The organism is Streptomyces adustus (assembly GCF_009377175.1).
Classification (GTDB): Bacteria; Actinomycetota; Actinomycetes; order Streptomycetales; family Streptomycetaceae; genus Streptomyces; species Streptomyces adustus.
In genome coordinates this window covers 1-12,370 of record NZ_VJZD01000102.1, presented here as the reverse complement: position 1 = coordinate 12,370, position 12,370 = coordinate 1, and the positions used below count along the sequence as shown (strand labels likewise).

At 67.6% G+C, this 12,370-nt stretch carries 10 protein-coding genes and 1 pseudogene; 8 read left to right on the top strand and 3 right to left on the bottom strand.

Annotated features, from left to right (window positions below):
* Nucleotides 1-360: 360 nt before the first annotated feature.
* Nucleotides 361-540 carry a hypothetical protein gene (locus FNH09_RS46760; protein WP_156110832.1) on the bottom strand — a complete coding sequence of 60 codons (180 nt, stop codon included), beginning with the start codon at nucleotides 538-540 and terminating at the stop codon, nucleotides 361-363.
* 331 nt (nucleotides 541-871) lie between these two features.
* Here FNH09_RS46760 and FNH09_RS23870 point away from each other — a divergent pair, with 331 nt between their 5' ends.
* Nucleotides 872-1,393: a TetR/AcrR family transcriptional regulator gene (locus FNH09_RS23870; RefSeq protein ID WP_338017669.1), complete on the top strand. Its 522-nt coding sequence runs from the start codon at nucleotides 872-874 to the stop codon at nucleotides 1,391-1,393.
* 70 nt (nucleotides 1,394-1,463) lie between these two features.
* Here FNH09_RS23870 and FNH09_RS23865 read toward each other — a convergent pair whose 3' ends face one another.
* A complete protein-coding gene (locus tag FNH09_RS23865; protein ID WP_338017668.1) occupies nucleotides 1,464-2,798 on the bottom strand; it encodes an MFS transporter in 1,335 nt (444 codons plus the stop codon).
* 466 nt (nucleotides 2,799-3,264) lie between these two features.
* Here FNH09_RS23865 and FNH09_RS23860 point away from each other — a divergent pair, with 466 nt between their 5' ends.
* From FNH09_RS23860 to FNH09_RS23840, 5 genes are all read left to right on the top strand, one after another.
* On the top strand, nucleotides 3,265-4,188 hold the full coding sequence (locus FNH09_RS23860; protein WP_152891344.1) for a TauD/TfdA dioxygenase family protein: 924 nt from the start codon (nucleotides 3,265-3,267) through the stop codon (nucleotides 4,186-4,188).
* 190 nt (nucleotides 4,189-4,378) lie between these two features.
* Entirely contained in the window at nucleotides 4,379-6,085 is a 1,707-nt protein-coding gene (locus FNH09_RS23855; protein WP_162469001.1) for an aldehyde dehydrogenase family protein, read from the top strand.
* Between the two features lie 144 nt (nucleotides 6,086-6,229).
* The gene (locus FNH09_RS23850; RefSeq protein WP_152891340.1) at nucleotides 6,230-8,386 is read left to right on the top strand and encodes a SpoIIE family protein phosphatase; all 2,157 of its coding nucleotides are present in this window, start codon (nucleotides 6,230-6,232) and stop codon (nucleotides 8,384-8,386) included.
* Nucleotides 8,383-8,529 carry a GAP family protein gene (locus FNH09_RS23845; protein ID WP_238427037.1) on the top strand — a complete coding sequence of 49 codons (147 nt, stop codon included), beginning with the start codon at nucleotides 8,383-8,385 and terminating at the stop codon, nucleotides 8,527-8,529. The genes FNH09_RS23850 and FNH09_RS23845 overlap by 4 nt, the downstream gene beginning before the upstream one ends.
* 468 nt (nucleotides 8,530-8,997) lie before the next feature.
* A complete protein-coding gene (locus FNH09_RS23840) occupies nucleotides 8,998-9,333 on the top strand; it encodes a hypothetical protein (protein WP_152891338.1) in 336 nt (111 codons plus the stop codon).
* Between the two features lie 13 nt (nucleotides 9,334-9,346).
* On the opposite strand, the pseudogene FNH09_RS48805 reads toward FNH09_RS23840, so the two are convergent.
* Nucleotides 9,347-9,472: pseudogene (locus FNH09_RS48805) on the bottom strand (IS5/IS1182 family transposase); the annotation flags it as partial.
* Between the two features lie 455 nt (nucleotides 9,473-9,927).
* Here FNH09_RS48805 and FNH09_RS48800 point away from each other — a divergent pair.
* Nucleotides 9,928-10,095 carry a hypothetical protein gene (locus FNH09_RS48800; RefSeq protein WP_238427035.1) on the top strand — a complete coding sequence of 56 codons (168 nt, stop codon included), beginning with the start codon at nucleotides 9,928-9,930 and terminating at the stop codon, nucleotides 10,093-10,095.
* 475 nt (nucleotides 10,096-10,570) lie between these two features.
* Complete coding sequence (locus tag FNH09_RS23820; protein WP_202919738.1) at nucleotides 10,571-11,692, top strand: IS630 family transposase; 1,122 nt, start codon at nucleotides 10,571-10,573, stop codon at nucleotides 11,690-11,692.
* The last annotated feature ends 678 nt before the right edge of the window (nucleotides 11,693-12,370 follow it).

Sequence of the window (12,370 nt, the reverse complement as noted above, 5' to 3'; positions counted from 1 at the left end):
CGAGAACCGGATGCTCAACTTTCGACACGAATTCCGGGAGTGACTCGAAGGCCTCCCGTCCGGTCCGACGAGGGACGTCAGACTCGGGACACAGGACGTAACGGACGAAATCAGTCTGAAGCTATCGCGTGGCGCATCCTCTCGTAGTTGATGACGAACCGGTCACGGTCCAAGCCAGGCCCGGACCGTCCCTCACCGCTACTCGACCGCCAATGGACGGGGTCTACAACGAGTTCACGGTTTCACCGAGATCAAGTCGGGCGAGGCCGATGTGTTGCGCGAGGATCTCACCAGGCTCGGTGACGCGGCGAATGACGAGTTCTTCCGGCTGGCCCTGGAGGCTGAGCTGCAGGGGCGGCCCTATGCCTTCGACATCCAGGTCCAGCTCTGCACCGACCTGGCACGCATGCCGGTGAAGGACATGACCATGGAGTGGCCCGAGCAGCTCTCGCCGTCCGTCACCGTGGCGAAGCTGCGGCTGCCGCAGCAGGACATCTCCGGCCCGGAAACCCTGGAGAAGATGGACTCACTGCCCTTCACGCCCTGGCAAGTCACCTCCGAGCACGTGCCCCTGGGCGACATCATGCGGGCCCGCTCGGGACGAAGAAGTCGTGCCAGACGCCTGCCGGATCCCGTGGGGAACCACGGAGAACATCGGGGATTCGGCGGAGCCGCCCACGGGTGTCGAAGCCCTTCGGTAGTTGGCGTCGTCCGAGGGGGTCTGGCCTTCCATCTGACGGTGCACTGTCACGCGCTGGGGGCTCATCGTGCCCGGTATTCTGGGAGCATGGTCGGGGCACAGACGCAGAGGGCCGAGCGCGGACCGGGGCGGCCACGCCAGGAGCGGGTCACGGACGACACCCTTGAAGCAGTGATCGAGCTGGTGACCGAGCAGGGTGTGAAAGCGGTGACGATGGATGCCGTGGCTGCGCGTGCCGGGGTGAGCAAGCCCGCCATCTACCGCCGGTGGCCGTCCAAGCAGGCCTTGATCATCGCAGCGGCCGAGTCACGTATCGGTCCGCTGTCGGTTCCGGACCTCGGTGACATTTGGGCCGAGCTGCGCGAGGTGCTGACGGCGCGCTTGGCGGCGTACCGCTTGCCGGGTACCGCGCGGCTGCTGACGGAGCTGATGGCGTCGGCCGCCGAGGCGGACGGAGCCCGCGGTGAGTACGTGGACTACACGGACCGGTTGATGGCCGAGACGCGCCGCATCCTCCAGCGGGGTATCGCCCGGGGCGAGGTGCGGCCCGATGTCGACATTCGGTCGGCCGCCACGCTGGTGGCGGCACCGCTGGTGTACCGCCTGTTGGCGGAGCGTGAACTGCCCAACGAGCGCTTCGTGGATGACTTGGTGGACCTGGTCGTCCGGGCGGTCGGTCACCCCGAGGCCTGAGAGATCGCGGGCTGTGGGTGCGGGGTGCCTGCGGACCTTCCCGCCCGTCGCCAGGGGGCACCTGCGCAGATCAGCGGCCGACGACGACCGTCGAGGGGGTCAGAAGCCGAGCGTCGCGGGCTGGGTCTATCAGTGTCACGCAGGCCGTACCCCCCAACAGGAGCAGAGCGGCTGCGAGGAGTACGGCGTGCTGGTAGCCGGCGCTGCCCTGGGTGTCGACCATGTATCCGGTCAGGACCGGGGCGATCAGACCGCCTGTGGTGACCGCAGCGTTCATCAGGCCGAGTGCTCCTCCGCGCCGACGGGCCGGAACGAGTTCGGCGACCGTCGTGACCGCGACAGTGGACATCGCCCCGCACAGGCCGAAGCCGACGAGCAGGAGGAGCACGGTGACCGGTCCACGAGCGGCCTGCGACAGAGCGCCGCAGCCGAATGCGGAGACCAGCAGGCTGACGCCGCCGACGCGGCCACGGGCCCACCGGCTGCTCACGCCACGTCGCAGCAGCCAGCCGGTCACCCCCGCCTGGCTCAGCAAGGTGATGGCGTTGATCGCCCAGAGCCCGGCGACCAGGCCGGCGGCCGTGGTGGTGGAGTAGCCCAGGCCGTCGTGCAGGTAGGAGGGCACCCACACCAGGGACAGGGCGATCATCCAGTAGGTGCTGAAGTAGCCGATCGTGGCCCCGATCCAGGTTCTGGTGGCCAGGATGCGCCGGTACGAGGGGGCGGGCGAGCTGCCTTCCTCGTTGTTTCCGGATTCGACAATGACGCTGTGAGCCCTGGCTTGCGATGATCGGTCACCTCCGAAAACGGTCCAGGCAGCCGCCCACATCACGCCCGCGACGGCGACGGCGGCGAAGGAGGAGCGCCAGCCGTGGTGCTGGATCAACCAGGTCAGGCTCGGAGCGGCGAGCACCACGCCAAGCGCAATACCTACGCTGAGCAGTGCTCCGGGAAGGTTGCGCCGGTTGTCCGGGAACCACGCCAGGGCGCTGTGCTGGGCCACCGGAAAAGCAGGCCCCTCCGCGGCACCGAGCACGATCCGCGAGACGACCAATGCGGCCAGCCCTCCGCCCAAGGCCATCGGCATCTGGGCGATCGACCACAGCAGTGCCATCCCCAGCAGCAGCCATCGTGGCCGCACCCGGTCCGCCAGCAGCCCGCCCATGGCGCCGCACAGCGAGAAGAGCAGGAAGAACGCGCTGTTGGCCAGCCCGAATCCGGTCGCCGAAAGCCCCAGGTCATGGCGTATCGGATCGGCCGCCAGCCCGAGGACGGACTTGTCGGCGAAGTTGACCATCATGAAGACCACCAGCAACCCGGTGACAGTCCAGGCCTGTCGCCTGTGGCTACGGCTCGTCGTGAAGGAGTCGTTGAGCGTGGCAGGTGTGAGATCGATATTGGGCACGGGGGCTCCGCGAAAGTAGCTGTTCTCGGGTACGAGCGGTCGGCGTGCAGCGCGGGGAAGAGGACGAGGCGGATCGGAGGCGCGTCGGCCTGCGCCGTTCACAGCGACAGAAAATAGTTACGTGCAGTATCGATACGGACCGACCTGAGGGCAAGACCCGTTCGCTGCGATTGGCCGATGGCGGCCCGGGCTCGACGCTTGGCGCATGAGCGGCCGCAACTTGCACGGCCTCGGCGAATGAGCTCTCTTCGACTGGCGGGAGACCGAAATGCCCGCCTTTCGCAGTGCGCAAGAGGTTCACGGGCGTTCGACGCCCGCCTGACGACATCCACCGCTGCGGCCACCCGGCCAAGGTCACAGCTCCCGAGGCGACACAGCGAAAAGGTCATGGAGAGGCTCTTGCGGCCGCACGCTTCGATATCGATACTTCCGGTAACGTTTTTTGGGCGCGACCGTGGAGGAACGCATGGAGATCACCGCAGCCGACAAGAACCCCCTGCTGGAGAAGCCGCTGATCCACTTCGGTCGGCGTGTGCTGGAACGGACCGCGCCCGGCGCGGCGCCGGCCCCGTACCGGCTGCTGCAGATCGCTCCGATGACGCAGCACATCGGGGCGGAGGTCAGCGGGGTGGACCTGTCGAAGCCGATCGACGCGGTGCTGGCGGAGGAGCTGCGACAGGCGCTGCTCGAGTGGAAAGTGGTCTTCTTCCGTGACCAGCACGACTTCGACGTCGACGCCCACCTGGCGCTGGCCGCGGTGTGGGGCGAGCCGGAGCCGAACCCGTTCTTCCCCAAGGGCGACACCGTCGGCGTCTCACGGCTGGCGAAGGATGCGACGGCCATCGGGCAGGAGAACATCTGGCACAGCGACCACTCGTTCATGACCGCACCCGCCCTGGGCTCGGTGCTCCGCTCGGTCGAGGTTCCGACGGCAGGCGGCGACACCATGTGGGCCGACATGGGCGCCGCGTACGACAACCTCAGCGACGAGATGAAGCAGCGCATCGAGGGCCTGACCGCCGTGCACGATTGGGAGCCGAGCTGGGGCACGTTCATGACCCCGGACCAGATCGCGGCCCTGCGCCTGTCCCTGCCTCCGGTCGAGCACCCGGTCGTCGTGCGGCATCCGCGCACCGGGCGCAAGACCCTCTACGTCAACGAGCCCTTCACCACCCGCATCGTCGGACTGCCCGAGGACGAGAGCCGCAGTCTGCTGCACGAGCTCGGTCTACAGGCGCGCATCCCGGAGCTCCAGGTGCGCTTCCGCTGGCAGCCCGACTCGATCGCGATCTGGGACAACATCGCCGTCCAGCACTACGCCATCAACGACTACTACCCCCAGCGACGGGTGATGGAGCGCATCGCGATCGCCGGCGTCCCGCTGTCCTGAGCGCCCTGTTCCTCGACCGGCAGTGCCTGAGCCCTGTCGGTTCACCGCCGTAACGGCCCCCCTGGTGGCCGTGCCGCCCCGTTCGGTGGCACGGCCACCGTCACCCTGATCGTCCCGACCACGACGTTCGGCGTCGCGCCGCCTGAAAACCCCTTTCCGACTCTGCTTGTTGGCCCCGCCAGGGAGTGACGTGAACAGCCCCGCCCTCGACACGACCGACCTCGACCGCGCTCTGGGAGAGCTGCGCCACAACGCCCCGTCCTGGGCGACCGCGCCACTCGCCGAACGCGTCGGACTGCTGGAAAGGCTCATGCCCAGGATCCGCGACGGTGCGGCCGACCTGGCTGCGGCGGGCGCACGAGCCAAGGGATACGGCCCCGACTCTCCGTGGGCCGCAGAAGACTGGGCCGGCGGTCCGTGGTCGCTGGCCCAGCACGTCACCGCGCGGCTGCACGTGTTGCGGCGCCTGGTCGCAGGCCTCGAACCGCTGCACGCCGACGCGGTACACGAGCGGGGCGGCCGCACCTGGGTGGACGTCTTCCCCGCCACCGGCTGGGACCGCGTGCTGCTGAGCGGCTATTCCGCCCAGGTGCGGATACAGGCGGGGATCACGGCCGAGCAGGTACGAAACCGCGCGGCCGCACAGTACCGAGATGGCGTGCAGGAGCCCGGTGTGGCACTGGTCCTGGGCGCCGGCAACGTCGCCGCGCTCACCGCGACCGACATCCTGCACAAGCTCTACGCCGAAGGCCAGGTCGTCATCGCCAAGATGAACCCGGTCAACGCCTACCTGCGGCCGCACCTCGAGCGAATCTTCGCCGAGTACATCCAGCAAGGCTGGTTGCGGTTCGTGGACGGTGGCCCGAACGAGGGCGCCTACCTCACCGCCCACGACGATGTGGATTCCATCCACGTGACCGGGAGCGACCGCACCCACGACGCCATCGTCTGGGGCACCGACGAACACGCTGAGCGACGTCGCCGCGAGGACACCCCGCTGATCGACAAGGAGTTCACGAGCGAACTGGGCGGGGTCAGCCCGTGCATCGTGGTGCCGGGGCGGTGGAGCAGGCCGGACTTCCGCTTCCAGGCCGAGCACATCGTCACGAGCAAGATGAACAACTCCGGCCACAACTGCATCGCCAGTCAGGTGCTGGTGCTGCCCCGCTCCTGGTACGGAACCGAACTGCTGCTGGAGGAGATCAGGCAGCTGCTACGTGCCCTGCCGGCGCGCACGGACTATTACCCCGGGGCCCACCACCGGCTTCAGGCCGTACTGGCAGCTCACCCACAGGCCGAACGCCACGGGGACGACTCCCGGATCCTCGTCGCGGACATCACCGACCACGACGACATGCTGCTCACCGGCGAAGTCTTCGCCAGCGCGCTGGGCGTCGTCCGCCTGCCCGGAGAGACTCCCGCACATTTCCTGCGCCACGCCGTCGACTTCGCCAACACCGTCCTCCCCGGCACACTGGGCGCGACCCTGATCGTGCACCCACGGACCGAACGGACCGGGTCCGGCGCGGTGGAAGCGGCCTTGAGCGAGCTGCGCTACGGCACCATCGGCGTCAACTCCTGGTCCGGTGTCAACTTCCTGCTGGGATACACCCCATGGGGCGCCCATCCCGGCCACACCCGGCAGGCGATCGGCAGCGGTATCGGCTTCGTCAACAACGCCTTCATGATCGAGGACATCGAGAAGACCGTGTTGCGCGCCCCCTTCGCCCCCGCACCCCGCGGCCTGTTCACCGGCTCCCCCTCGCTGTCGCCCAAGCCGCCGTACTTCGTCACCAGCCGCACCGGTCGCGCCACCCTCGAGCACGTCACACGCTTCACCACCACGCCAAGCCCCGCCCGACTGTCCGCCGTCCTCGCCTCCGCCCTGCGCGCGTGACCGGGAGGAAACCCCTGAAAGCAATGTTCAGCCAGGGTGGGCGGCCTGCTGGGGAGACGTCATTGATCACCCTGCCGGGCCTTCCCATGCCTGCCTACCCTGGGACGGAGAGGGATGTCGAGAGCGAACGACGGGACCGGTGGGATGGGCGTTCCGGCCGAGACACCCGGCCGCCACTGGAAAACGGATGCGCCGGCGCGGCCCGTGCCGCGCGAGGTGGACCTGGCGATCCTGGATGCGCTGTTCACACAGTCGCCGATAGGCGTGGCCGTGTTCGACACTCAGCTACGCCTGGTCCGTGCGAACCCTGCGCTGGAACGCATGCATGGTGTTCCCAACGCCGAGCTCCTCGGTCACCGGCTCGGTGAGGTCCTGCCCGGGCTTGACGTCGCCGAGATCGAGGGCCGTCTCGCCCGGGTCCTGGAGACGGGCCTGTCTGTCGTCGGTACAGAGCACCGTGGTCGTACGCCTGCTGATCCGAGCAGGGACCACGTATGGATGACGTCGTCGTTTGCACTGACCGGTCAGGACGGCCGACGTCTGGGCGTCACAGACCTGGTCATGGATGTCACCGACCGCCATCGGGCACGTGAGCGACTGGCCCTCCTCGACGAAGCCAGCGCCCGCATCGGAACGACACTCGACGTCAGGCGCACGGCTCAGGAACTTGCCGATGTACTCGTCCCGGGCCTGGCCGACCTCGCCTCGATCGACCTCCTGGATGGCGTCGTGGCGGGCGAGGAAGCCACGCCCTCTGACGCTGGCCGCAGGACGCTGCGCCTCGTGGCCCGCAAGGCCTGCCATCCGGGGCTCACCGAAGAGCTCCGGCTGGTCGGGGAGCTTCAGGAGTTTCCCCCCGACTCACCTCATGCCCAGACCCTTTCCGATGGGCAGCCCCGATTGCTGCCTGCCGTCGGCCCCGACGTCAGCTGGGTCCGGAACTCTCTTGACCCGAGGACCCAAGCCCTGCTGACGCACGGGACCCACTCCATGATGGTGGTGCCCCTGTGCGCCAGAGACATCCTTCTCGGGGTAGCCCATTTGTACCGCACGGCGGCCTGCCCGGACGCTTTCGAGCCTGACGACCTGGTCTTTGTGCAGGAGCTGGTCGCCCGCGCCGCCGTCTGCGTGGACAACGCCCGCCGCTACACCCATGAGCGTGCCGCCGCCGTGACTCTCCAGCAGGGCATGCTTCCGCGCAGCGTCCCTGATCAGAGTGCCGTCGAGGTCGCGCACCAATACCGTCCGGCCCACGCGCACGCCGGGGGGAGCGGCTGCTGGTCCGATGTGATCCCCCTCTCCGGCGCCCGCGTGGCCCTCGCGGTCGGCGACATACCCGCCACGGGTGTCGAGGCCGTCGCCTGCATCGGACAGATCTGCTCCGCCGTACGCACGCTCGCACAGCTCGACCTCGCCCCCGACGAAGTATTGGCCCGGCTCGACGACATGGTGCCGCGGCTGGTCGAACGCGAACACACGGCAGGGTCCGCAGCCATCTTGGAGAAACTCGTCGGGGCCACCTGCCTGTACGCGGTCTACGACCCCGTTTCCCGCCGCTGCGTCATGGCGAGCGCCAGCCACCCTCCGCCCGTCGTCGCCGATCCGGCCGGGCAGGTCCACTTCGCGGATCTGCCCTCCAACGAGCCCTTGGGACTGGGCGATCCCGTCTTCGAGCCTCGCGAGATCGAACTCGCCGAGGGCAGCACCCTCGTTCTTTACGGACAAAGCTTGCTGGCAGCCCGGCACGCAGACCGGGCACTGCACGAACAGCTCTGCGCGCTCATCGCACAGAGCCGCCTTTCGCCGAACGACATCGGTCAGGCCGTAGCCGACGCGGTCGCACCCCACCTGGCGGCCGAGGACGACCTCGCGTTGCTCCTCGCCCGCACCCGCTCGCTCGACGCCGCGCATGTCGCCACCTGGGACCTGCCCAGCGACCCCGCCGCCGTCGCCGGTACCCGCTCGCTCGCGGCGCGAAGGCTCGACCAGTGGGGGCTGAGTCATCTGACCTTCACCACCGAACTCATCGTCAGCGAGCTGGTCACCAACGCCATCCGCTACGGCGCCCCGCCGATCCGACTGCGGCTCATCCTGGACCAGATGCTGATCTGTGAGGTCAGCGACGCCGGCAGCACCTCACCGCACATCCGGCGGGCCGCCACCGTCGATGAAGGCGGGCGCGGGCTCTTCCTCGTCGCCGAGTGCTCCCACCGCTGGGGAACCCGCTACGACGCCGCCGGCAAGACCATATGGGCGGAACAGCTCCTCACAGATAGCGCCCCTCGCAGCATGCAGCCGTGACCGGCATCATGGGCGACCGAGCGAAGAACATCCTCGGCAACTGGCGAGACTGGGCAGCACAGCACAACGTCGCTGTTATGGCCGTCCACTCCTTCGTCCTCGGTCTGAAGCTGCTCGGTGACGGCATCAGCATCCCTGCCTGACAACCCCACCCTCACCGCCCGCAGTAGCCGGCGCAGGCAGCCCGGTTCGCGAGGGGTCGGGGAGGACGAATATGTCGTGCCAGATGCGTGCCAAGTCGTGCGGGGAATCAGGGGGACAGCGGGGAATCCAAAGACCCGCACACCCGGTGTCGATGCCCCTCCATAGCAGGTCAATCCTGTAGCAAGGCCTTTAGAGCACCTCAGCATCCCCAGCTGATGGCTCGGTAGATGTGCTCACGGTCCGGTCAATGCGGCTGACCTGCAATCGTGTCCGACGGCAGCACACGGCCATGTCGGCGAGGGGCGCACGACGCGGCGAAAAGGGAAACCTGGCGCGTGGTCAGGTTCCCCTCTCCGACTGGAAGGGCAGTGATGGGCGGCGAACGCTAGGAGCTGTCCGGTCGATCATGTGTAGTGACGCCGGCCTCGGCTTCTCGCAGTCGGGGCGGCCCCGCGATGATGTGACGTATGGATGCTGCTGAAGACCCTGTAGCCATGGTTGCGTGCCTGCGGGAGGAACATCGGAACGAGCCGTGGAACCCCAGGTGGAACGACCTTGAGGTGGCGGGCGTCGATCTGGTGTCGCTCGACACCAGGCTGGAGGGCTGCGCGTACACGTGGGTCGCCAACGACGGTTCCCTCCATGAGCAGGGGATGGCAACTGTGAGGCTCATCCTCAACCAGCTTGAGAAGGTCCTTCCCGAGCTCGCTGAGGATGACAACCCACAGGTCTGGCATCGGTTGCAACGGATGGCTCAGCTCATCGTGGTCCACAACATCCGACCGACTGAGGCGAGTTCGTAGGAGCTGTGGTCGGTCACGTGCGGAGCCAGATGACGAGGCTCGCTGCCGTGATCGTGCCGAGGAAGACGTAGCCGCGCTTGTCATATCGAGTGGCGACGGCTCGGGCGTGCTTGAGCTTGTTGATGGCCTGGCTTTGTTCACGTTCAGCAGCAGCGTTTGTCTGCCGATTTGGGCGTCAGTTGGTGATCACTGGGCCTCGGAAAGTTCACGAGACATAGCGTCAGCGCATGGACCAGCGCGGCCTGGACCGCTGGCTCGGGTGTCAGGGGACATGTTGGCGCCCCGGAAGGACGTTCGCCGCCTGCCGTCTAACCTCTCCTCTTGAGGGGTGGGATTATGGAAAAGTCGATCTTGGTTGAGTCCATCAGGTACTCCGCTGTGTGCCAGGGATGCTGTGCCGAGGCGGAGTGGTGCGGTGTCCAGGCGCTGGTGGGCGAGGAACTGCGGTGGGATGTCGAGACGACGTGTCCGGCCTGCGGGTTTGCCGTGGCTGTGTGTGGTGGTGACCTGCCGGAGGGACTGCGTGGCCGACTGCTCTCCGAGCACGGGCGGGCAGGGTTGCGGGTAGCTCCGCCGACGAGGAACGCCGCAATCATGCGGGTGCTGAGGGCGGAACTCGGCATCGGCCTGGACGGCGTCCGGGCCGTGCTGGAGCAGGTCTTGACCGGGCAGTATTCAGGGACCCTGCCCGAGATGGAGCTCCTGGCGCGGAAGCTGCGGGCATCAGGCATCGAAGCGGCCGCTTCACGGACGGTGGATTGAGTGAGCCTTCCGGAGCCGGTGAAGAATCCCGTCAATCACCTGCCGGTGATACCGCCACCTGCCACAACGCCCGTTGCTGACTGGCAGGAATGGGCGCAGCCGCTCCCACTCGGCATCACTCAGATCACCCCGCCCCATGCCCCAGTCAACGAGTCCGGGACCGAGTAGTCACACGATCGGCCGGACAGCTCCTAGGCCAAAGCTTTGAGGTCTGGCCTCATCTTTATCAGGTCGATCGCAGAGCGCTGTCGACAGCGGCCAACCAGCTCGGTGCTTGGGGTGAGCGTCCGCCAAGACTCGGTGTTCGGGTTGCCGCCGTAGACCTCGTCCCCCGCCACCCAGTCCACGCCGTGCCCGGCGTCCAGGAATCGGCCGATCATGCGGGCGGCTAGTGCTCTGACCACGTAGGTTCGCCGGGTTGGGTGTCCGAGCGGTTGGATGAGCGGTGACGTCCGATCTGACCGCTGGGGGTGTGTTGGCTGAGCCTGTCCGTGTACGCAGGTTGACTGACCAGGAGGGGCAGAAGCTGCAGCAGATCGTGCGCCGGGGCAGTACCAGTTCGGTGCGTTACCGTCGCGCGATGATGTTGTTGGCCTCGGCTGGCGGGAACCGGGTGCCGGTAATCGCGAAGTTGGTGCAGGCCGACGAGGACACGGTCCGGGACGTGGTCCACCGGTTCAACGAGATCGGTCTGGCCTGCTTGGACCCTCGGTGGGCGGGAGGCCGTCCCCGCCTTCTCAGTCCTGACGACGAGGACTTCGTCGTCCAGACGGCCACCACCCGCCCGACCAAGTTCGACCAGCCTTTCACCCGCTGGTCTATCCGCAAGCTCGCCGCCTACCTGCGAAAAGTCCACGGCCGCCTGATCCGGATCGGCCGCGAGGCATTACGGTGCCTGCTCGCCCGCCGCGGCATCACCTTCCAGCGCACCAAGACATGGAAGGAGTCGCCCGACCCCGAGCGCGACACCAAGCTCGACCGCATCGAAGAGGTCCTGGAGCGGTTCCCGGACCGGGTGTTCGCGTTCGACGAGTTCGGCCCCCTCGGCATCCGACCCATTGCCGGATCGTGCTGGGCTTCCGCGGGTCACCCCGAGCGGCACCCCGCGACCTACCACCGCACCCACGGGGTCCGGTACTTCCACGGCTGCTACTCGGTCGGCGACGACACCCTTTGGGGCGTCAACCGGCGCAAGAAGGGAGCCGACAACACCCTGGCCGCGCTCAGGTCGATTCGCGCGGCCCGCCCGGACGGCGCCCCGATCTACGTGATCCTGGACAACCTGTCTGCCCACAAGGGCGAGCAGATCCGACGCTGGGCCAGGAAGAGCCGGGTCGAGCTGTGCTTCACCCCGACCTACGCGTCCTGGGCCAATCCGATCGAGGCTCACTTCGGACCGCTGCGGCAGTTCACCATCGCCAACTCCGACCACCCCAACCACCCCGTCCAGACCAGGGCCCTGCACGCCTATCTGCGCTGGCGCAACACCAACGCCCGCCACCCGGACGTACTCGCTGCCCAACGACGCGAGCGAGCTCGCATCCGCAGCGAGAAAGGCATTCGATGGGGAGGACGCCCCCTCGCCCCGGCAGCCTGAAGTCGTCAAGCCAGGAGCCATCCGGGCACCGCCTTATCAACAGCTGGTGTGGTTGCCTGCCCCGCGTCCGCGGTGGCCGGCCGGCCACCGCTCGTCCACCTCGACGGCGACCGACCGGCACTTTGGGCAGGCCGTCTGCCTCAGCGGCGACCACGAGTAGTCCTGCCCGATGAACCCTTCTCGGTCAATGTCCGCTCCGCACAACGTCAGAGCCCTGGTCACGACGGCATGCTCAATCTCAGGCGTGCAGGACTCGTCCACGGCGGCACACCACCGGTCTGAGGTAGGTCGATACGGCGGACGCAGGACCTCGCCGGAGTCCATGACGATGGCGGTTGCGAGACAGTGCCCACAGGTCACCCACATTCCGGCATCCGAACTCAGCGGAATCGAATCGAGGGCACCGGGCAACTTGCCACCGCACACATCGCACGTCATGTCGTCGATCATCCCAGGCGCTCCAGACCCAGCCAGCTCAGGAATCAGCTCGGCAACCGGCTCGTGCGAGCAACCCCGCAAACCTTCCCGGTCAGAGCACTAGGGCGTTTCTATCGGATCATCGGATCGTTGGTCAGGTGTGCCGTTGAGTGACGCCCAGTGGGCGCGGATTGAGCCGTTGCTACCGGACCGGACGCCGAAACGGGGCGGGCGGTGGCGTGATCACCGTCTGGTGATCGA